This is a genomic window from Streptomyces sp. NPDC001339, from assembly GCF_042895955.1.
Lineage (GTDB): Bacteria > Actinomycetota > Actinomycetes > Streptomycetales > Streptomycetaceae > Streptomyces.
Window position 1 is genome coordinate 273,553 of the sequence record NZ_JBIAWT010000007.1, and the last position, 20,478, is coordinate 294,030.

Annotated in this window: 18 protein-coding genes and 1 riboswitch; of the genes, 14 read left to right on the forward strand and 4 right to left on the reverse strand. The window is 69.7% G+C overall.

Features of this window, described 5'->3' with window-relative positions:
• Positions 1-115 precede the first annotated feature (115 nt).
• Positions 116-1,090: a carbohydrate kinase family protein gene (locus ACFY12_RS22125; RefSeq protein ID WP_390717562.1), complete on the forward strand. Its 975-nt coding sequence runs from the start codon at positions 116-118 to the stop codon at positions 1,088-1,090.
• 93 nt (positions 1,091-1,183) lie between these two features.
• Here the strand turns inward: ACFY12_RS22125 and ACFY12_RS22130 are convergent, their stop codons facing one another.
• Complete coding sequence (locus tag ACFY12_RS22130) at positions 1,184-2,623, reverse strand: cysteine desulfurase/sulfurtransferase TusA family protein (protein WP_390717563.1); 1,440 nt, start codon at positions 2,621-2,623, stop codon at positions 1,184-1,186.
• A gap of 543 nt (positions 2,624-3,166) precedes the next feature.
• On the opposite strand from ACFY12_RS22130, the gene coxB reads away from it, so the two are divergent.
• The 4 genes from coxB to ACFY12_RS22150 all read left to right on the forward strand — a co-directional run bounded on the left by coxB (position 3,167) and on the right by ACFY12_RS22150 (position 7,689).
• Complete coding sequence (gene coxB, locus ACFY12_RS22135) at positions 3,167-4,129, forward strand: cytochrome c oxidase subunit II (RefSeq protein ID WP_390717564.1); 963 nt, start codon at positions 3,167-3,169, stop codon at positions 4,127-4,129.
• A complete protein-coding gene (ctaD, locus tag ACFY12_RS22140) occupies positions 4,126-5,862 on the forward strand; it encodes a cytochrome c oxidase subunit I (RefSeq protein WP_390717565.1) in 1,737 nt (578 codons plus the stop codon). Before coxB ends, ctaD begins: the two co-directional genes overlap by 4 nt.
• Entirely contained in the window at positions 5,859-6,257 is a 399-nt protein-coding gene (locus tag ACFY12_RS22145; protein WP_390717566.1) for a cytochrome c oxidase subunit 4, read from the forward strand. The genes ctaD and ACFY12_RS22145 overlap by 4 nt, the downstream gene beginning before the upstream one ends.
• 163 nt (positions 6,258-6,420) lie before the next feature.
• On the forward strand, positions 6,421-7,689 hold the full coding sequence (locus ACFY12_RS22150; RefSeq protein WP_390717567.1) for an Ig-like domain-containing protein: 1,269 nt from the start codon (positions 6,421-6,423) through the stop codon (positions 7,687-7,689).
• 89 nt (positions 7,690-7,778) lie between these two features.
• Here the strand turns inward: ACFY12_RS22150 and ACFY12_RS22155 are convergent, their stop codons facing one another.
• The gene (locus ACFY12_RS22155; protein WP_390717568.1) at positions 7,779-8,180 is read right to left on the reverse strand and encodes a hypothetical protein; all 402 of its coding nucleotides are present in this window, start codon (positions 8,178-8,180) and stop codon (positions 7,779-7,781) included.
• Between the two features lie 273 nt (positions 8,181-8,453).
• On the opposite strand from ACFY12_RS22155, the gene ACFY12_RS22160 reads away from it, so the two are divergent.
• From ACFY12_RS22160 to ACFY12_RS22185, 6 genes are all read left to right on the forward strand, one after another.
• The gene (locus ACFY12_RS22160) at positions 8,454-9,074 is read left to right on the forward strand and encodes a heme-copper oxidase subunit III (protein ID WP_390717569.1); all 621 of its coding nucleotides are present in this window, start codon (positions 8,454-8,456) and stop codon (positions 9,072-9,074) included.
• Positions 9,075-9,158: 84 nt separating this feature from the next.
• Positions 9,159-9,968 carry a c-type cytochrome gene (locus tag ACFY12_RS22165; protein ID WP_390717570.1) on the forward strand — a complete coding sequence of 270 codons (810 nt, stop codon included), beginning with the start codon at positions 9,159-9,161 and terminating at the stop codon, positions 9,966-9,968.
• The gene (locus tag ACFY12_RS22170; RefSeq protein WP_390717571.1) at positions 9,965-11,029 is read left to right on the forward strand and encodes a Rieske 2Fe-2S domain-containing protein; all 1,065 of its coding nucleotides are present in this window, start codon (positions 9,965-9,967) and stop codon (positions 11,027-11,029) included. Before ACFY12_RS22165 ends, ACFY12_RS22170 begins: the two co-directional genes overlap by 4 nt.
• Complete coding sequence (locus ACFY12_RS22175) at positions 11,026-12,663, forward strand: cytochrome bc complex cytochrome b subunit (RefSeq protein ID WP_390717572.1); 1,638 nt, start codon at positions 11,026-11,028, stop codon at positions 12,661-12,663. The genes ACFY12_RS22170 and ACFY12_RS22175 overlap by 4 nt, the downstream gene beginning before the upstream one ends.
• A 141-nt stretch (positions 12,664-12,804) precedes the next feature.
• A complete protein-coding gene (gene trpD / locus ACFY12_RS22180; protein ID WP_390717573.1) occupies positions 12,805-13,869 on the forward strand; it encodes an anthranilate phosphoribosyltransferase in 1,065 nt (354 codons plus the stop codon).
• A gap of 124 nt (positions 13,870-13,993) precedes the next feature.
• Positions 13,994-14,111: riboswitch (SAM riboswitch) on the forward strand.
• A gap of 208 nt (positions 14,112-14,319) precedes the next feature.
• Positions 14,320-15,639 (forward strand): aminotransferase class V-fold PLP-dependent enzyme, encoded by a 1,320-nt coding sequence (locus tag ACFY12_RS22185; protein WP_390717574.1) that lies wholly within the window; start codon positions 14,320-14,322, stop codon positions 15,637-15,639.
• A gap of 404 nt (positions 15,640-16,043) precedes the next feature.
• Here ACFY12_RS22185 and ACFY12_RS22190 read toward each other — a convergent pair whose 3' ends face one another.
• Both ACFY12_RS22190 and ACFY12_RS22195 read right to left on the reverse strand, forming a co-directional pair.
• A complete protein-coding gene (locus ACFY12_RS22190; protein WP_390717575.1) occupies positions 16,044-16,325 on the reverse strand; it encodes an Lrp/AsnC family transcriptional regulator in 282 nt (93 codons plus the stop codon).
• Positions 16,322-17,005: a rhomboid family intramembrane serine protease gene (locus ACFY12_RS22195; protein WP_390717856.1), complete on the reverse strand. Its 684-nt coding sequence runs from the start codon at positions 17,003-17,005 to the stop codon at positions 16,322-16,324. The genes ACFY12_RS22190 and ACFY12_RS22195 overlap by 4 nt, the downstream gene beginning before the upstream one ends.
• A 343-nt stretch (positions 17,006-17,348) precedes the next feature.
• Here ACFY12_RS22195 and ACFY12_RS22200 point away from each other — a divergent pair, with 343 nt between their 5' ends.
• From ACFY12_RS22200 to ACFY12_RS22210, 3 genes are all read left to right on the forward strand, one after another.
• A complete protein-coding gene (locus tag ACFY12_RS22200) occupies positions 17,349-17,588 on the forward strand; it encodes a hypothetical protein (RefSeq protein ID WP_390717576.1) in 240 nt (79 codons plus the stop codon).
• A gap of 18 nt (positions 17,589-17,606) precedes the next feature.
• Positions 17,607-18,980 (forward strand): NYN domain-containing protein, encoded by a 1,374-nt coding sequence (locus ACFY12_RS22205; RefSeq protein WP_390717577.1) that lies wholly within the window; start codon positions 17,607-17,609, stop codon positions 18,978-18,980.
• Between the two features lie 346 nt (positions 18,981-19,326).
• Positions 19,327-20,361 (forward strand): NlpC/P60 family protein, encoded by a 1,035-nt coding sequence (locus ACFY12_RS22210; RefSeq protein WP_390717578.1) that lies wholly within the window; start codon positions 19,327-19,329, stop codon positions 20,359-20,361.
• Positions 20,362-20,478 lie beyond the last annotated feature (117 nt).

Consider the following 20,478-nt stretch of genomic DNA (forward strand, 5'->3'; position numbering starts at 1 on the left):
TTGGGTAGTTTCCATCGTTCCGCGTGGCCGGGATGACCGGGTAGCCACGCCTCCAGCGGGGTAGCGTTGCTCCACGTCCGCCCGTCCCTCCGCCTTCCGCAGGAGCAGACCCGCCGTGCGTATCGCAGTCACCGGCTCCATCGCCACCGACCACCTGATGACCTTCCCCGGCCGCTTCGCCGACCAGCTGGTCGCCGACCAGCTGCACACGGTCTCCCTCTCCTTCCTGGTCGACCAGCTCGATGTCCGCCGTGGCGGGGTCGCCCCCAACATCTGCTTCGGCATGGGCCAGCTCGGCATCGAGCCGATCCTGGTGGGCGCCGCGGGCAATGACTTCGAGGAGTACCGCGCCTGGCTCGACCGCCACGGCGTCGACACCCGCTCCGTCCGCATCTCCGAGGTCCTGCACACCGCGCGCTTCGTCTGCACCACCGACGCCGACCACAACCAGATCGGCTCCTTCTACACCGGCGCGATGAGCGAGGCCCGGCTGATCGAGCTCCAGCACGTGGCCGAGCGGGTGGGCGGCCTGGACCTCGTCCTGATCGGCGCGGACGACCCCGAGGCGATGATCCGGCACACCGAGGAGTGCCGCACCCGCGGCATCCCCTTCGCCGCCGACTTCTCCCAGCAGATCGCCCGGATGGACGGCGACAACATCCGCACCCTCATGGAGGGCGCCACCTACCTCTTCTCGAACGAGTACGAGAGCGGCCTGATCGAGTCGAAGAGCGGCTGGACTGCCGAGCAGATCCTCGCCAAGGTCGGCACCCGCGTCACCACCCTCGGCTCCAACGGCGTCCGTATCGAGCGGGTCGGCGAGCAGACCATCGAGGTCGGGGTTCCGGAGGAGAAGCGGAAGGCCGACCCCACCGGCGTCGGCGACGCCTTCCGCGCCGGCTTCCTGTCCGGTCTGGCCTGGGGCGTCGGCCTGGAGCGGGCCGCGCAGGTCGGCTGCATGCTGGCGACGCTGGTCATCGAGACCGTCGGCACCCAGGAGTACGAGCTGCACCGCAGCCACTTCATGGACCGCTTCACCAAGGCGTACGGCCACGAGGCCGCGGCCGAGGTCCGGGACCACCTGGTCTGATCCGGCGGTCCGATCCGGCGGTCCGATCCGGCCGGCAGACCGGTAGATCGGCAGACCGGCAGACCGGATAGTTCAGCAGACCGGCAGATCTGCTCAGACGCGGCGCCGCACGACGTAAGCGGCGCCGCGTTCGGCTGCCCGCTCGGCCACTTCGCCCACGTACTCCTGCCCTCGCATCGTGCACCAGGCGGGGATGTCCTGCCGGGCGGCCTCGTCGTCCGAGAGCACCGTCACCGTCCCGCCCGTCGGCACCTGGTCGATCGCCTTCGCCAGCTCGATGACCGGGATCGGGCAGCGCTTCCCGAGGGAGTCGACGACCACGCCCGGCGGCTCGGTGGGCCGAGGGGACTCGGCGGGCGCGGCGGGCTCGGCGGGCTCGGGGGACTCCGCCGCGGCGGCCGGCACTCCCAGCCGCTCCCGGACCGACCGCACCACCCCCGGCAGTACCTCCAGGAACCGCTCCACCTCCGCCTCGGCCGTTCCGTAGGGCAGGGAGACCCGGACGTTCCCCTCGGACAGCACGCCCATCGCCCGCAGCACATGGCTCGGCGTCAGGGTGCTGGACGTACAGGACGATCCGGAGGAGACGGAGAAGCCGGCGCGGTCGAGCTCGTGCAGCAGAGTCTCTCCGTCGACATAGAGACAAGAGAAGGTGACGAGGTGCGGGAGACGGTGCACCGGATCGCCGACCACCTCGACATCCGGCACCAGCTCCGGGACCCGCGTACGGATCCGGTCCACCAGCCGCCGCAGCCGCGCCGCCTCGGTATCGGTCCCGGCGTCGGCCCGCAGCGCCCGCAGTGAGGCCGCGGCCGCCACGATCGCCGGGATGTTCTCGAACCCCGCGCTCCGGCCCGACTCCCGCTCGTCCGCGGGCCCCTGGGGCGCGAACCGGGTGCCTTTACGGACCACCAGCAGCCCCACCCCGGGCGGGCCGCCCCACTTATGGGCGCTCGCCGTCAGCAGCGACCAGGCACCGGGCACCTTCCCCCAGGCCAGCGACTGCGCGGCGTCCACCAGCAGGGGCACCCCGGCCTCCTGGCAGAGCGCGGCCACCTCTTCCACCGGCTGTTCGGTGCCCACCTCGTGGTTGGCGGACTGGAGGGCGACCAGCGCGGTGTCCGGGGTCAGCGCGCCGGCGACGTCCTCGGCCGCCACCCGGCCGGTACGGTCCACGGTCAGCTCTCGGCGGGTGCCGCCGGCCGCCGTGTGCGCCTCGACGGCGTGCAGGACGGAGGAGTGCTCGACGGCGGAGTGCAGCAGCAGGCGGCCGGCCCGGCGGCGGGCGGCCAGCGCACCGGAGACTCCCGTGTGCGCCGCCCGTGTCCCCGATGGGGTGAATACCAGCTCGTCCGGACGGCAGCCGATCGCCTCGGCCGCGGCCTCCCGCGCGGCGTCCAGCAGCAGCCGGGCGCGGCGCCCCTCGCGGTAGAGGCGGGCCGGGTCGGCCCAGCCCTCGTCGAGCGAGGCGAGCAGGGCCTCGCGGGCGACGGGGTGCAGGGGAGCGGCGGAGGCGGCGTCAAAGTAGGGCACGTACGAGACGTTAGCCCAGCCCGGCCCCCGCCAGGCGGCCGTCGCCACCCCCTGCCTGCGGCCGTCGCCACCCCCTGCCCGCGGCTGTCGCCACCCCCGCCAGGCGGCTGTCGCCGCCCGCACGAGAAGCCCGTCGTCGCCCGCACCGGAAGCCCCTCGCCGTCCCGGTCCGGAGCCCCTCGCCGTCCCGGCCCGGAGCCTGTTGCCGTCCCTGCCCGGAGCCCGACGCTCCGGCCGCCCGGAACCCGTCGGCGCGGCCGTCCGGAGCCCGTCCGCGCCACTGCCCCGCGGCTTCCGGGCGCGCCGTCAGATGGCAGGTGGGGGCCGGTATTCGAGGGGCCGGACGGCGGCTCGCGGGGCACCCGGCCACCCCTTCGGGGCGCGTCGCGGCGCGTTGGGCACCCTCCCCGCGCGACCCCAAATAGCGTCCAGTAGGGTTTGGTCCGCATAAACATCCAAACCCCTGCCCGACGCAGGGCGGCGACCGACCAGCGAGTAAGGCCGCAGCCGACCGCGCGGGCGAGACTCTCGGGAAGGCGCTACGTGAGTCCCAACGGCTCCGACCGCTCGTCGCGGCGCCCGATGCGGCGGAAGCTGCCGCAGGTGCTTGCTGCGGGCCTGGTCCTGGCGACCGCTACTGGTTGCACATACAAGGACTTCCCCCGCCTCGGTATGCCGACGCCCGTCACCGACGAGGCGCCGCGGATCCTTACTCTTTGGCAGGGCTCCTGGGCCGCCGCCCTCGCAACGGGCGTGCTGGTGTGGGGCCTGATCATCTGGAGTGTGATCTTCCACCGCCGTAGCCGGACCAAGGTGGAGGTCCCCGCGCAGACCCGGTACAACATGCCGATCGAGGCGTTGTACACGATCGTCCCCTTCATCATCATTTCGGTGCTGTTCTACTTCACCGCACGTGATGAGAGCGCGCTCCTGAAGACCTCCAAGAAGCCGGACCACGTGATCAACGTGGTGGGCTTCCAGTGGAGCTGGGCGTTCAACTACCTGGAGGACGTGGACGGCAAGAAGTCGACCACGAACATCAACTCCAGCGCGCTCGACGCGATCCCGGACAAGTGGAAGAAGACCGCGCCGGCCGGTGCCGAGGGCGTCTACGACACGGGCATCCCGGGCACCCGCGAGCCGGGCAACCCCAGCCCCGGCCCGACTCTGTGGCTGCCGAAGGGCGAGACCGTCCAGTTCGTGCTGACCTCGCGTGATGTCATCCACTCCTTCTGGGTGGTGCCGTTCCTGATGAAGCAGGACGTCATCCCGGGCCACACCAACGTCTTCGAGGTGACCCCCAACAAGGAGGGCACCTTCATGGGCAAGTGCGCCGAGCTCTGCGGCGTCGACCACTCCCGGATGCTCTTCAACGTCAAGGTCGTCTCCCCCGAGAAGTACCGGGAGCACCTGAAGGAGCTGGCGAAGAAGGGCCAGACCGGTTACCTCCCGGCGGGCATCGCACAGACGGAGCACGCCAAGAACGCGGAGACCAAGAACCAGTGAGCATCCTCAACGAACCTCAGGGTGCCGCCGCCGAAACGGCTCCGGCAGCACCGCCCGTACGCAAGAAGCAGCCCGGTAACACGGTCGTCAAGTGGCTCACCACCACCGACCACAAGACCATCGGCTCGCTCTACCTGATCACGTCGTTCGTGTTCTTCTGCATCGGTGGCGCGATGGCGCTGCTGATGCGCGCCGAGCTCGCTCGTCCCGGCACGCAGATCATGTCGAACGAGCAGTTCAACCAGGCGTTCACGATGCACGGCACGATCATGCTGCTGATGTTCGCGACGCCGCTGTTCGCCGGATTCGCGAACTGGATCATGCCGCTGCAGATCGGCGCGCCCGACGTGGCGTTCCCGCGGCTGAACATGTTCGCCTACTGGCTGTACCTCTTCGGCTCGCTGATCGCGGTGGCCGGCTTCCTCACCCCGCAGGGTGCGGCGGACTTCGGCTGGTTCGCCTACTCCCCGCTGTCGGACGCGGTCCGCTCGCCGGGTGTCGGTGCCGATATGTGGATCATGGGTCTGGCCTTCTCCGGTTTCGGCACGATCCTCGGTTCGGTCAACTTCATCACGACGATCATCTGCATGCGTGCGCCGGGCATGACGATGTTCCGGATGCCGATCTTCACCTGGAACGTGCTGCTGACCGGTGTGCTGGTCCTGCTGGCCTTCCCGGTGCTGGCCGCCGCGCTGTTCGCCCTGGAGGCGGACCGTAAATTCGGTGCCCATGTATTCGACGCCGCAAATGGCGGTGCGCTGCTCTGGCAGCACCTGTTCTGGTTCTTCGGGCATCCCGAGGTGTACATCATCGCGCTGCCGTTCTTCGGCATCATTTCCGAGGTCATTCCGGTGTTCTCGCGGAAGCCGATGTTCGGTTACATGGGTCTGATCGCGGCGACGATTTCGATCGCGGGTCTGTCGGTGACGGTGTGGGCGCACCACATGTACGTCACGGGCGGCGTGCTCTTGCCGTTCTTCTCCTTCATGACATTCCTGATCGCGGTGCCGACCGGTGTGAAGTTCTTCAACTGGATCGGGACGATGTGGAAGGGGTCGTTGTCCTTCGAGACGCCGATGCTGTGGGCGATCGGCTTCCTGATCACCTTCACGTTCGGTGGTCTGACCGGTGTGATCCTGGCGTCGCCGCCGATGGACTTCCACGTCTCGGACTCGTACTTCGTCGTGGCGCACTTCCACTACGTCATCTTCGGAACCGTCGTCTTCGCGATGTTCTCCGGCTTCCACTTCTGGTGGCCGAAGTTCACCGGCAAGATGCTCGACGAGCGCCTCGGCAAAATCACCTTCTGGACGCTGTTCGTCGGCTTCCACGGCACCTTCCTCGTCCAGCACTGGCTGGGTGCCGAAGGCATGCCGCGGCGTTACGCGGACTACCTCGCGTCCGACGGCTTCACGCTGCTGAACACCATCTCCACGATCGCGTCGTTCCTGCTGGGCCTGTCGATCCTGCCGTTCTTCTACAACGTCTGGAAGACCGCGAAGTACGGCGAGAAGGTCACCGTCGACGACCCGTGGGGCTACGGCCGTTCGCTGGAATGGGCGACGTCCTGCCCGCCGCCGCGGCACAACTTCCTCACCCTGCCGCGTATTCGCTCCGAATCCCCGGCATTCGACCTGCACCACCCGGAGATCGCCGCGCTCGACGCGCTGCACAGCGGCCACGGCGCCGAGGCCGACAAGTCCCTCGCCGGCGGCAAGGAGGCGGGCAAGTGAAGATCCAGGGCAAGCTGTTCATCTGGCTGAGCGTCTTCATCCTCGCCATGGCGATCGTCTACGGCGTCTGGTCGAAGGAGCCGGCGGGTACCACCGCACTGTTCCTCTCCTTCGGCCTGTGCATCATGGTCGGCTACTACCTGGCCTTCACGGCCCGGCGGGTCGACGCGGGGGCCCAGGACAACGAGGACGCCGAGGTCTCGGACGACGCCGGTGAGCTGGGCTTCTTCAGCCCGCACAGCTGGCAGCCGCTGGCCCTGGCCGTCGGTGGCGCGCTCGCCTTCATGTCGGTCTGCTTCGGCTTCTGGCTGCTGTACTTCTCCCTGCCGGTGATCCTCGTGGGTCTCTTCGGCTGGGTGTTCGAGTACTACCACGGTGAGAACCGCACGCAGTAGGACGCGGTAAGCACACCAGGCGAGAACCGCACGGCTGACACGCCGTGGAGCGGGCCCGGACACCCCAATAGGTGTCCGGGCCCGCTCCGTTCGGAGGCCTCGGGGGCACCCGTTTGCAGTCCTCCGACGCGCCGGGAAAGGTGATTCTTCGTACTTTTGGGGCATGAGCTACAGACCTCGAACCCGGACGGTGCTGAGCTGCGGCCTCCTGCTCGTGCCCCTCGCGGTGAGCACCGCCGCCTGCGGGGGCTCGAACTCGCTCTCCGGCAATCCCTACGACGCGGACGACCAGATCACCGCGAACACCCCGGACGGACAGCGGAAAGCGGACCCCGACACCCCGCTGGAGGTCTCCGTCACGGACGACGAGGCCCGGATCACGGATGTGACCGCCACCGATGCCACCGGACGCTCCGTACGCGGCGAACTCAGCGCCGACGGCAGGCACTGGCGCACCACGGCCCCCCTGGCCGCCGGCACCCGCTACACCGTCCGGGTCAGCACCGAGGACGAGGACGGCGCCCCCGGCCGCAAGACGTTCGTGGTCCACACCAAGGGCGCCGACGGCCAGCTGACCGCCGTCTTCGGCCCGGAGAGCGGCCAGTACGGCGTCGGCCAGCCGGTCACCGCCGAGCTGAGCAAGCCCGTCAAGGACCCCCGGGCACGCGCCCTCGTCGAGAGCGCCCTGAAGGTCGACTCCATGCCGCGCGTCGAGGGCTCCTGGCACTGGGTGGACGACAAGAAGCTGCACTTCCGCCCCAAGGAGTTCTGGCCCGCCCACGCGACCGTCTCGGTGCACAGCAATCTCGCCGGCCTGAAGATCGCCAAGGGCCTCTACGGGGGCGTCTCCAAGCCCGTCAAGCTCACCACCGGCGACCGCGTGGAGGCCGTCACCGACGCGGCGAGCCACCAGATGACGGTGAAGCGCAACGGCCAGGTGATCAACAGCCTTCCGGTCACCACCGGCAAACCCGGCTTCTCCACCCGCAACGGCGTCAAGGTCATCCTCGGCAAGGAGAGCTTCGTACGGATGCGCAGCTCGACCGTCGGTATCGCGGCCGGGAGTTCGGAGGCCTACGACCTGCCGGTCTACTGGGCCACCCGGGTCACCTGGAGCGGCGAATACGTCCACGCCGCACCCTGGTCCGTCGGATCGCAGGGCGCGGCGAACGTCAGCCACGGCTGCACCGGCATGTCCACCGGCAACGCCCGGTGGTTCTTCAACACCGTGCGGGTCGGCGACGTCGTCACCGTGATCAACAGCAGCGGCGACACCATGGCACCGTTCGGCAACGGCTTCGGCGACTGGAACATGCCCTGGCAGGAGTGGCGCGCCGGCAGCGCCCTGAAGGGCAAGGCGGGCAGCACCACAGGAGCGGCCCAGCAGGACCGGAACCCCGCCGCTGACGCCCGCCTGCGCCCGGAGATCTAGGGTGCTTCTGACGGATCTCCGCGGCGCCCTCCGCGGCGCCCTCCGCGGCGCCCTCCGGGGCGGCCACCGGGGACGTGCTCAGCGCCCGTTCACACCCCCGCCAGGTGCTGACGGCGCAGCAGGCCGGCCAGGGCGTCGGCGAAGGCCACCGGGTCGATCGGATGCGGCACCGCGGCGTCCGCCCGGCTCCAGGTGGCCAGCCAGGCGTCCTGCGGGCGGCCGATCAGCAGCAGGACCGGCGGGCACTGGAAGATCTCATCTTTGATCTGCCGGCAGACGCCCATCCCGCCCGCCGGCGCGGTCTCGCCGTCCAGTACGCAGACGTCGATGCCGCCCTGCTCCAGGGCCGCCAGGACCGCCGGCGCGGTGGCGCACTCCAGGATCTCGATCTGCGGGGCATCGGCGGCGGGGCGCCGTCCGGCCGCCAGCCGGACCTGCTCGCGGGTGCCCGCGTTGTCGCTGTAGACCAGCACCGTGGCAGTCGCCTGCATCGTTCCTCCACGCTCTCGTAGCGGCACAGCATCGGGTGGTACGGATGCGCCGGATGCTACTCCCGCAACAGCGGCCCGCAGCAGGGGCCGGACCGGTCCGGGATCTTCCCGACGGCCCGTCAGAACCGGCCCCCACGGCCCCCGCGGACGTCCCCGGAGCCCCCGCTTCCCCCCTTCGAGCGATGACGGAAATGGGCCGTAAGAGCAGGGCATACGCCCTTGACACACCGAACGGCACCCCCCGGAGTGAGGGCGGGATAAGCGACCGACATAATGTCGGTCGTGGCGACAGCAACGACAGTAGAAACCGGGCACGCGCACCCGACGGTCAATCGGCCGAACCTCACCAGCGTCGGAACCATCATCTGGCTGAGTTCCGAGCTGATGTTCTTCGCGGCCCTCTTCGCGATGTACTTCACCCTCCGATCGGTGACCGGATCCGAGTACTGGAAGGAATCGGCCGACGCGCTGAACCTTCCGTTCTCCGCGACCAACACCACGATCCTGGTGCTCAGCTCGCTGACCTGCCAGCTCGGCGTCTTCGCGGCCGAGCGCGGCGATGTCAAGAAGCTCCGCGCGTGGTTCGTGGTCACCTTCGTCATGGGTGCGATCTTCATCGGCGGTCAGGTCTTCGAGTACACCGAGCTGGTCAAGCACGAGGGCCTGTCGCTCTCGTCCGGCCCGTACGGCTCGGTGTTCTACCTGACCACCGGCTTCCACGGACTGCATGTGACGGGCGGTCTGATCGCCTTCCTGCTGGTCCTGGGCAGGACGTACGCGGCCAAGAGGTTCACCCACACGCAGGCCACCGCGGCCATCGTCGTGTCTTACTACTGGCACTTCGTCGATGTCGTCTGGATCGGCCTCTTCGCCACGATCTACCTGATCAAGTAGGTAGTCCGGTCCACCACCGGACCCGCATATCAGACAGACATAGCCAAAGCATCGACGCAGAAGATCCTGACACCGGGGTAATCCGTGAAAAAGCTCTCCGCACGACGGCGCCATCCGCTGGCGGCGCTCGTCGTCCTACTCTTCGCGCTGGCGGTCACCGGGGGGCTGTACGCCGCGTTCGCGCCGGCGGACAAGGCTCAGGCCGATGACACCGCCCAGTCCCTTGCCATCAAGGAGGGCAAGAAGCTCTACGCCGTCGGCTGTGCAAGCTGCCACGGCACCGGCGGTCAGGGCACCTCCGACGGCCCGAGCCTGGTCGGCGTCGGCGCCGCCGCCGTCGACTTCCAGGTCGGCACCGGCCGTATGCCGGCCCAGCAGCCCGGCGCCCAGGTGCCGCGGAAGAAGCCCATCTACAGCACCGCCGAGCGCGAACAGCTGGCGGCCTACGTCGCGTCGCTGGGCGCCGGCCCCTCCGTCCCGGAGAAGTCGCAGTACAGCCCCGACGGTGCCGACATCGGCAAGGGCGGGGAGCTGTTCCGCACCAACTGCGCGCAGTGCCACAACTTCACCGGTAAGGGCGGCGCCCTCACCAACGGCAAGTACGCGCCGACGCTCCAGGGTGTGGACCCGAAGCACATCTACGAGGCCATGGAAACCGGCCCGCAGAACATGCCCTCCTTCGGTGACGGCACGCTGAGCAAGCAGAACAAGAAGGACATCGTCGCGTACCTCGGCGCCGTCAACGGTGACGAATCCGCGAGCCCCGGCGGTATGGAGCTCGGCGGCCTCGGCCCGGTGGTCGAGGGCCTCTTCGGCTACATCTTCGGCCTGGGCGCGCTGGTCGCGGTCGCCATCTGGGTCGCAGCCCGGACTACGAAGGCCAAGAAGTCATGAGTGAGACTGGACGACACGCAGACGTGCCAGAAGAAATTCTTCCCAGTGAGCGGGAGACGGCTCACGAAGGTGTGGTGACCACCAAGGCGGACCCGTTCGCCGACCCGGGGCTGCCGCACCACGAGCACCGCGCCCAGGACATCGACGAGCGGGCCGCCAAGCGCTCCGAGCGCACCGTCGCCATGCTCTTCCTGGTGTCGATGATCGCGACGGTCGGCTTCATCGCCGCGTACGTGGCGATCCCGATCGAGAAGATCGTCTACATCTTCCCGCTCGGCCACATCAGCGGACTGAACTTCGCGCTCGGTCTGACCCTCGGTGTCGCGCTCTTCTGCATCGGCGCCGGCGCGGTCCACTGGGCCCGCACGCTGATGTCGGACGTGGAGGTCGCCGACGACCGTCACCCGATCGAGGCCACCCCCGAGGTCAAGGCCAAGGTCATGGCGGACTTCCGGGAGGGCGCCGCCGAGTCGCAGTTCGGCCGCCGCAAGCTGATCCGCAACACGATGTTCGGCGCGCTGGCCCTGGTGCCGCTCTCCGGCGTCGTCCTGCTGCGGGACCTCGGGCCGCTGCCCGAGAAGAAGCTGCGCACGACGGGCTGGAAGAAGGGCATCCGCCTGGTCAACCAGTCCACCAACCTCCCGCTGCGTCCCGAGGACATCGCGGTCGGCTCGCTGACCTTCGCCAAGCCCGAGGGCCTGGAGGAGGACGACCACGACTTCAACAACAAGATCGCCAAGGACTCCCTGATGCTCGTGCGGATCGAGCCGCGCAACATCAAGGACAAGCGCGAGCTCGAGTGGTCCCACGAGGGCATCGTGGCGTACTCGAAGATCTGCACCCACGTGGGTTGCCCGATCAGCCTGTACGAGCAGCAGACGCACCACGTGCTCTGCCCCTGCCACCAGTCGACCTTCGACCTCGCCGACGGCGGGCGAGTGATCTTCGGTCCCGCCGGACACGCCCTGCCGCAGCTGAACATCACGGTGAAGGACGGTTACCTCGAGGCCGTGAGCGACTTTGAGGAGCCCGTCGGCCCGAGCTTCTGGGAGCGCGGATGAGTAACGAGACAAGCGCGACCACCACGCGCCGTGGCCAGGCGCCACGGGGCGAGCGGATCGCCGACTGGGCGGACGGCCGGCTGGGCATCTACAGCCTGGCCAAGGCCAACATGCGCAAGATCTTCCCGGACCACTGGTCCTTCATGCTGGGTGAGGTGGCGCTCTACAGCTTCGTCATCATCATCCTGACCGGTGTCTACCTGACGCTGTTCTTCCACCCGAGCATGGCCGAGGTGACCTACCACGGTTCCTACGTGCCCATGCACGGCATCCGGATGACCCAGGCCTTCGAGTCGACGCTGGACATCAGCTTCGACGTCCGCGGCGGCCTGCTGATCCGTCAGATCCACCACTGGGCCGCGCTGGTCTTCCTGGCCGCGATGATGGTCCACATGATGCGGGTGTTCTTCACCGGCGCCTTCCGCAAGCCGCGCGAGGTCAACTGGCTGTTCGGCTTCCTGCTGTTCGTGCTGGGCATGTTCACCGGCTTCACCGGCTACTCGCTCCCCGACGACCTGCTCTCCGGCACCGGCGTGCGGTTCATCGAGGGCGTCATCCTGGCGATGCCGCTGATCGGCTCGTACCTGCAGATGTTCATCTTCGGCGGCGAGTTCCCCGGGCACGACATCATCCCGAGGTTCTTCACGGTCCACGTGCTGCTGCTGCCCGGCATCATGCTCGGTCTGCTGGTGGCGCACCTGATCCTGGTCTTCTACCACAAGCACACCCAGTTCCCGGGTGCCGGCAAGACCAACAACAACGTCGTCGGCATGCCGCTGCTGCCGGTCTACATGGCCAAGGCCGGAGGCTTCTTCTTCCTGGTCTTCGGTGTGATCTCGGTGATCGCCGCGATCGCCAGCATCAACCCCGTATGGGCCATCGGCCCGTACCGGCCGGACCAGGTCTCCACCGGCGCCCAGCCGGACTGGTACATGGGCTTCGCCGAGGGTCTGGTCCGTGTCATGCCGGGCTGGGAGTGGAACTTCTGGGGTCACACCGTCAACTTCGGTGTGCTGATCCCGATCCTGATCTTCCCCCTGGTCCTGGTCGCCATCGCGGTCTACCCGTTCGTCGAGTCCTGGGTCCGCGGCGACAAGCGCGAGCACCACATCCTGGACCGCCCGCGCAACGTCCCCACCCGCACCGGCTTCGGTGTCGCCTGGCTCGTCGCGTACTTCGTGATGCTGATCGGCGGTGGCAACGACCTGTGGGCCACCCACTTCCACCTGTCGATCAACGCCATCACCTGGTTCGTCCGGATCGCGTTCTTCGTCGGACCGGTCCTCGCGTTCATCATCACCAAGCGGATCTGCCTCGGCCTCCAGCGCCGCGACAAGGACAAGGTGCTGCACGGCCGCGAGTCCGGCATCATCAAGCGCCTGCCGCACGGTGAGTTCATCGAGGTCCACGAGCCCCTCGACCAGGAGCAGCTGCACGTCCTCACCCAGCACGAGCAGCCCAAGCCGTTCGAGGTGGGCCCGGAGGTCGACGAGAACGGCGTCCGGCGCAAGATCAAGCGCTCGGAGAAGCTCCGTGCCAAGCTCTCGAAGGGCTACTACGGCGAGGACAACGTCATCGCCAAGCCCACGGCCGAGGAGTACCGGGAGATCACCAGCGGCCACGGCCACCACTGATCCCCTGGGCGCCTCGTAGCGCACCGCAGGAAGACACGCCACCCAGAGGGCCCCGTCCTGATCATCGGACGGGGCCCTCCGGCGTGTCACCGGCTCGATAGGCTGACCGCAGAGAAAGCTGACACACCAGGAGCGTGGACCATGAACGTGGTGACCCCGGCAGGCGGCGACAGCGTGGCGGCCCACACCTGGCCGGGCATCCTGAACGCCCTCCTCGACGGCCGTGACCTCACCGCCGACGACACCGCCTGGGCGATGGACCGGATCATGCGGGGCGAGGCCGGCGACGCCCAGATCGCAGGCTTCGCGGTGGCCCTCCGCGCCAAGGGCGAGACGGTCGCCGAGATCTCCGGGCTGGTCCGCACCATGTACGAGCACGCGCGGCTGATCGACGTCCCCGGCCCCAGCGTCGACATCGTCGGCACCGGCGGCGACGGCGCCAAGACGGTCAACATCTCCACGATGTCCGCGATCGTGGTGGCCGGCACCGGTGCGAAGGTCGTCAAGCACGGCAACCGCGCGGCGTCCTCCGCCAGCGGCGCCTCCGACGTCCTGGAGAAGCTCGGCGTCAACCTCGACCTCAGCCCCCAGCGGGTCACCGAGGTCGCCCGGGAAGCGGGCATCACCTTCTGCTTCGCGGTGAAGTTCCACCCCGCGCTGCGGCACGTCGCCAACGCCCGCGGCCAGCTCGGCATCCGTACGACGTTCAACGTGCTGGGCCCGCTGACCAACCCCGCCCGGGTCCGCGCCCAGGCGACCGGAGTCGCCGACGCCCGCATGGCACCGATCCTCGCCGGCGTCCTCGCCGAACGCGGCTCCTCCGCGCTCGTCTTCCGCGGCGACGACGGCCTCGACGAGCTGACCACCACCGCCACCTCACGGGTATGGATCGTCCGCGACGGCACGGTCCGCGAGGAGGCCTTCGACCCGCGCGACGTCGGTATCCCCCTCGTCCCGGTGGAAGCGCTGCGCGGCGCCGACGCCTCGTACAACGCCGATGTGGCCCGCCGCCTGCTGGACGGCGAGACCGGCCCGGTACGCGACGCGGTGCTGCTGAACTCCGCCGCCGCCCTGGTCGCCCTGGAGATCGGCGACGCCCCCCTGCCCGAGCAGATCCGGGCCGGCATCGAGCGGGCCGCCGAGTCGATCGACTCCGGCGCGGCCAAGCGGGTGCTGGAGCGGTGGGTGGCCGCGAGCAACGCGTAGGGCTTCTCCGGCCGAGGTGCCGGTTCCTCCGGGGCACCGGCACCTCGGGCATCCCGTCACCATCCATTCCGTCATCCGGACAACGGTTGCGCGACGGCGATCAACTGAACTACTTTCCTCCCCAGGTCACGAGTGACAGCGATGCAGGCCCCGGCCCGCTGTCCGGCAACCCTCCTTCCGTGGCGGGGTGCCCCGGGTGATGACCAGGCCGCAGGCAGCGAGGTCTGCGGCAAGCGCGGATCCCTCGCCAGGGATCCTGGTCCCCGAGGGAGAACTTCCGTGAACCAGCGAATGCGATAGGGCCCGACGGCCCCTCTCCGCGCCCTTTCCCACGCTGCGACTTTCTCTTCCCGCTGCGATCGCGCTCGCGCGCGCCCGTGCCGTGTACGTCCGCGCACCGTTCCGCGCCCCGCCCGCAGCGAATTCGCCTACTTCTCACGGGAGTTCGCCATGTCCGTTTCCACCATTGCCCCCGCCGCCGACCCCTCCGTCTGTGCCCCGCTGCCCGTACTCGGCCGGGACGTCCAGGTCCCGCTGGCCACCGGCGGCGACATCGAGTACGCCGCGCTGGACTACGCCGCCAGCGCACCGGCGCTGCAGCGGGTCTGGGACGACGTGGCCGCCTACGCCCCGTACTACGGCAGCGTGCACCGCGGCGCCGGACACCTCTCGCAGCTGTCCACCGAACTCTTCGAGAACAGCCGCAGGGAGGTGGCCGCCTTCCTCGACTGCCGCCCCGACGACCAGGTCGTCTTCACCCGCTCCACCACCGACTCGCTCAATCTGCTGGCCGCCGCCCTCCCGGCCGGCACCCGGGTCTTCGTCTTCGAGACCGAGCACCACGCCGCGCTGCTGCCGTGGGCGCGCCGCGCCGACCTCGCCGTGACCTACCTCGACGCGCCGCGGACGCACCAGCAGGCCGTGGACACCCTGGAGCAGGCCCTGGCCACCCGCGAGCCCCATGGGCCGGCGCTGGTCTGCGTCACCGGCGCCTCCAACGTCACCGGTGAGCTGTGGCCCGTACGGGAGCTGGCCGCCGCCGCGCACGCGCACGGCGCCCGTATCGTCCTGGACGCGGCGCAGCTCGCCCCGCACCACCCGGTCTCGGTCCGCGACCTCGATGTCGACTGGGTCGCCTTCTCCGGACACAAGCTCTACGCGCCGTTCGGCTCCGGGGTGTTGGCCGGACGTCCGGACTGGCTGCGCGAGGCCGGGCCGTACCTCGCGGGCGGCGGCGCCAGCCGTACCGTCACCCGGCGCACGGACGGGGGCGTCGACGTCGAGTGGCACGAGACCGCCGCCCGCCACGAGGCCGGGTCGCCCAACGTCATCGGCGCCTACGCCATCGCCTCCGCCTGCAAGGCCCTCACCGAGGCCGGATTCGACGCCCTGGTCGCCCGCGAGCAGTACCTGACCGACACCCTCCGCACCGGCCTCGCCAAGGTGCCGGGCGTCAGGATCCTCTCCCTCTTCGGCGACGACTCCCCCCGCGTCGGCGTCCTCTCCTTCGTCGTCGAGGGCCGGTCCAGCACGCAGCTCGCCGCCGCGTTGTCCGCCCAATACGGCATCGGCGTCCGCGACGGCCTCTTCTGCGCCCACCCGCTCGTCCGCACGCTGCTCGACAGCGACCCGCACGCCCCGGGCGAATGCGGTGCCCCCGAGGGCGGCCCCGACGAGGCCCCGCTGAGCGCCCTCCGCATCAGCGTGGGCGTTGGCACGCCGGAGGAGCACGTCCACCGCTTCCTCCGAGCCGTTGCTGCGCTGGCTTAACTTCCCACGTTTTCGGCTTTCCCGCCGTGCGTCTTCTCGCCGTTGCGCCTGCGGCGGGCGTGGGTTGGTCGGGTGCGGGTCCGCTCCTCCGGACTGGCGTCCTGCGGAGCGGCCCCTCCCGGGAGTGGGAGGGAAAACGCTGAGTGGGGGTGTACGTAAGTGGTCCACTGCCAGCAGACGATCGCTTACGTACACCCCCACCGGTCTCCTTCCACCCACCCACGGGAGGGGGCGGACCGCAGAACGAAGTTCGGAGGGGCGCACCCGTGACGTACAGCCCCGCGCAGCGGTAACGGCCCGCCGCCAGGCGAAACGGCGGGTCAGCCGACAACGTGCGGGGAGTCGCGCCGCGAGCTCGTACGGCGCCGCAGCCAAAAACGTGGGAAGCCAGCCAAGCGCAGCGGCTAGGCGTCGAGGCCGATAGAGAACGCCGCCTCAAGATCATGCTGCGAGTACGTGCGGAACGCGATGTGCGTCTCCGTCGAGGCCACGCCCGGGATCTTGCTGATCCGGCCGGGGATGACGTCCGCCAGGTCGTCGTGCTCGGCGACCCGGACCATCGCGATCAGGTCGTGCGCGCCGGTGACCGAGTAGACCTCGCTGACGCCTTCCAGAGCGGCGATCTTCTCAGCGATCTCCGGGATCTGGTCCACGCTGGTCTTGATGAGCACGATCGACGTGATCACGGCTGGCTCGCTCCCTCGGTCGCCCGGTTATCCGCCCTGGTGGACCCCACACTATCCCGCCGGTAGCGGGCCCACGCGTAGAGGAAGCCCAGGGCGAAGCCGATGACATGGGAGAGGTAGGCGACGCCGGGGCCGTGGGGGTCGTCCTGGGCGGCCTGCCATTGCAGGAAGAACCAGAACAGCAGGACGATCCAGGCGGGGAAACGCAGCGGGAGGAAGAAGAGGAAGGGGAAGACGCTGGTGACCCGGGCCCTCGGGAAAAGGTAGAGGAAGGCGCCCAGGACCCCGGCGATCGACCCGGAGGCGCCCACCAGCGTCCGGCCCGAGGTGGCGTGCGCGGCCGCGTAGCCGAGCAGCGCCAGGTAGCCGATGATGAGGTAGAAGGCGGCGAACGGCAGCCGGCCCATCCGTGTCTCGGCCATGCCGCCGAAGACGTACAGGAACAGCATGTTGCCGAGCAGATGCAGCCAGCTGCCGTGCACGAACAGGGCGGTGAGCGGGGTCAGCAGGGCTTGCGGGGAACCGTTCCACAGCTCCAGGGGGATCACGCCCCACCGCTCGAAGTAGGCGGCCTGGGCCGTCAGCAGGGCCCCGCCGCCGGTGCCGTACGCGCGGTTCAGGCCGGAGGCGGGGCCGAGCACGAAGATCACACAGCACAGGCCGATCAGCACATGCGTCAGCCGGGCGAACACCGCGGAGCGTACTGACGCCAGAGACCAGGCGGGGCGCGGCGGACGGGGGAGGAGGCCGGAGGGGAGCAGGGTGCGGAGGCGGGGGGTGCGGGCAGAACGGGGGGAACGCGAGGAACGGGAGGGGGGAACCGGCGCCGTCATGAAGTGATCATGGCGTAAGGCGGGCAATCGGGACAGAGCGCCTCGCCGCGTCCCGGCTCCCGGGCGGGCCCGCACCCGCCCCCCGTCAGGCCGTAGGGTTGCAGGCAGTACCTTGCATACTTCCGCAGTCCGGCGGCGCACCGCGTGAACGGCGCAGCAGCACGAGATCGACGAGAAAGAGGGCGACACGATGCCGGTTCCCCTGCCGACGGCCGAAACCCGGTGGCGCTGCACGCTGTGCGGCAACCTCACCCGGTTCGACGTCACCCGCCAGGCCAAGGTCGTCGAGTACGTCCATCTGGACCTGGCCGGTGAGCCGAAGGTGGAGGAGCGCGAGGTGCTCAGCGAGCACGTCGAGTCCGTCCGCTGCCGCTGGTGCAACGCGGTCGACCAGATCGAACTGGTGGACCGTCCGGGCGCGAGTGCCTGAGATCGGAGCGAGAAAGCCGTGGTGGACCGTCCAGAAGGGGAGCCGGGGGCCGAGCGTCACGACGCACCTGTCGGTGCGGCGGACGAGGTGCTCGACCGCCCGCTGCCCGAGGGCGTACGGCGCCGGGTCGTGGCGCTCACCGCGGAGGCGTTCGGCGCGCTGACGGTCGCCGAACTCCCGGCCCCGCTGCGGCAGTACGCGCGGTTCACCCCGACCCGCCGGGCCAAGTTCGCCGGCAACGCGATGGCCGCGGCGCTGGAGAGCGACGCGGTCTTCCGGCAGCGGATCGCGGGCCGGCTGCGCGAGGCCCAGCCGGAGCTCGCCGAGGCGCTGGAGCGCGGTACCCCGCCGGCCGCCGCCGATCCGCTCGATGTCGCCGCGGCCGCCTATGTGCTGCGTCCGGAAGGCTGGGTCAAGCTCGTCGCGGCGGCCGGTGAGGAGGCGCAGCGGGCGCGTGCCGAGCGGGCCGGCGAGGAGACCGAACGGGAGCTGGCCCGGCTCCGGGAGGAGCTGGCGCGGGCGCGCGGCGAGGCGCGTACGGAGGCCGAGCGGGTGCGCGGCGATCTGGAGGCCGCCCGCAAGGAGAACGAGTCGCTGCGGCGCAAGCTGCGCAGCGCGCTGAGCGACGTCAAGCGCGGTGAGGCCGCGGTGCGCAAGGCCGAGGCGGCGCTGGCGGAGGTACGGGACCGGGCGGGCACCGACAAGGCCGCCGCGGACAGTGAGGCGCGCCGGCTCAAGGCCCGGATCGCCGAGGCCGAGACGGCGCTGGAGACCAGCCGACGGGTGGCCCGCGAGGGCCGCAGCGTCGAGGACATGCGGCTGCGGCTGCTGCTGGACACCGTGCTGGACGCGGCCCAGGGCCTGCGCCGCGAGCTGGCGCTGCCGCCCGCCAGCGTCCATCCGGCCGACACCGTCGAGGCGGTCACGCCGGGCCGGATGACGCCCAAGGACATCGCCACGCGTGCGCTGTCCGAGATGGACCCGGCGCTGCTCGACCAGCTACTGGCCCTGCCCCGGGCGCATTTGGTGGTGGATGGTTACAACGTCACCAAAACCGGCTATCCGGCCATGCCGCTCGACAAGCAGCGACTGCGGCTGCTGGGCGGGCTCGCGGTGCTGGCCGCGCAGACCGGTGCGGAGATGACCTGCGTCTTCGACGGGGCGGAGCTGGCGGCGCCGGTGCTGCTCGCGCCACCGCGCGGAGTTCGGGTTCTTTTTAGCAAACCGGGCGTTACGGCCGATGAGTTGATTCGTCAGCTGGTACGGGCCGAACCGCCGGGCCGTCCGGTCGTGGTGGTCTCCACCGACCGCGAAGTGGCCGACGGTGTGGCGAAGGCCGGTGCGCGCCCGGTCTCATCGGCCCTGCTGCTCAAGCGACTTGCCCGCACCTGATACCCCGTGTGCTGTTTCCGGGTGATTCGCCGCCGGTCCGCGGGTGTCGCCCGGAGCCGTGCTTGATCCGTGCCGAATCCGTACCGAATCCGTGCCTGAGCGTCGATGGGCGCTCACTGCCGGTGTGATGTTGGTAAAGGATGGGGCCCGGGACGTAGTTTTTTCCTATGAGGATTTGAAGCGATCACAGCTCGGTTACTAAGGTCGGCCTCCGAGCCTTCATACAGGTGATCATCCATCCGGGATGACCGTGAAGGTACCGCCGAGTCCGCAGCGTTGACGCGGAGCCGGGGTCTTGTCCCCCCACTTCCCGGTAGGCGGCTGGAGGAAGAAGGAGCTCGCCCCCGTGGCGTCCCACCGTCGACCCAAGCAGCCGAGCCGTACTCGCGTGACCGTGCTCACCGCCACCGCGGCGGCGGCCGTCGCCCTCTCGTCCCAGGCCGCCCAGGCCGACCCGCAGCCGTCGAAGAAGGACGTCAAGTCCGAGGTCGACAAGCTCTATGAGCAGGCGGAGCAGGCCACCGAGAAGTACAACGGCGTCAAGGCGCAGCAGGAGAAGCTCCAGAAGGAGGTCGACGGCCTCCAGGGCCAGGTCGCCCGCGGCCAGGGGGAGCTGAACGAGCTCCGCAAGGGCATCGGCGCGGTCGCCTCCGGCCAGTACCGCAGCGGCTCCCTCGACCCCTCGGTCCAGCTGTTCCTCTCCGGCGACCCGGACACCTTCCTCGACAAGGCCGCCACCCTCGACCAGTTGAGCGGCAAGCAGGCCGAGCAGCTCAAGACCATCGCGGACAAGCAGCGCCGGCTCGCCCAGCAGCGCGCCGAGGCCTCGGGCAAGATCCAGGACCTCGCCGAGACCCGTAAGGCGCTCGGCGAGAAGAAGGACGAGATCAAGGGCAAGCTCGCCAAGGCGCAGGAGCTGCTCAACACCCTGACCGCCAAGGAGCGGGCGGCCATGGAGGCCGAGGAGAACAGCCGCGCCAGCCGCGGCAGCGCCAACGGGCGGGCCGACCTCGGTGATGACGTCCCCGCCTCGCAGCGGGGCGCGGCCGCCCTGGCCGCCGCCCAGTCCAAGATAGGTTCGCCGTACGTCTGGGGCGCGACCGGCCCGTCGTCCTTCGACTGCTCGGGGCTGACCTCCTGGGCCTACGCGCAGGCCGGCCAGTCACTGCCGCGTACCTCGCAGGAGCAGGCGAGCGCAGGCTCCCGGATCTCCTCGCAGAGCGGCCTCAAGCCCGGCGACCTGGTGCTCTTCTACGGCGACCTGCACCACATCGGCCTCTACGCGGGCAACGGCACGGTGCTGCACGCCCCGAAGCCGGGCGCCAGCGTGCGCTACGAGTCCATCAACAACATGCCGTTCATGTTCGGCGTACGGGTCTGACGCGGTCGGATCAGTCCGGCGCGGCCGGGCCGGTCCGACGTGAACCGGTCCGGAACACGGTCGGAACGCAGTCGGAACACGGTCGGAACGCAGTCGGAACACGGTCGGAAAAGCCTC

Excerpts from the sequence above, each read along its gene's own strand:
- ACFY12_RS22150 (WP_390717567.1), top strand. The coding sequence starts at position 6,421 with ATGAGCTACAGACCTCGAACCCGGACGGTGCTGAGCTGCGGCCTCCTG.
- ACFY12_RS22175 (WP_390717572.1), top strand. The coding sequence starts at position 11,026 with ATGAGTAACGAGACAAGCGCGACCACCACGCGCCGTGGCCAGGCGCCA.
- trpD (WP_390717573.1), top strand. The coding sequence starts at position 12,805 with ATGAACGTGGTGACCCCGGCAGGCGGCGACAGCGTGGCGGCCCACACC.
- ACFY12_RS22155 (WP_390717568.1), bottom strand. The coding sequence starts at position 8,180 with ATGCAGGCGACTGCCACGGTGCTGGTCTACAGCGACAACGCGGGCACC.
- ACFY12_RS22160 (WP_390717569.1), top strand. The coding sequence starts at position 8,454 with ATGTCGGTCGTGGCGACAGCAACGACAGTAGAAACCGGGCACGCGCAC.
- ACFY12_RS22200 (WP_390717576.1), top strand. The coding sequence starts at position 17,349 with ATGCCGGTTCCCCTGCCGACGGCCGAAACCCGGTGGCGCTGCACGCTG.
- ACFY12_RS22170 (WP_390717571.1), top strand. The coding sequence starts at position 9,965 with ATGAGTGAGACTGGACGACACGCAGACGTGCCAGAAGAAATTCTTCCC.
- ACFY12_RS22185 (WP_390717574.1), top strand. The coding sequence starts at position 14,320 with ATGTCCGTTTCCACCATTGCCCCCGCCGCCGACCCCTCCGTCTGTGCC.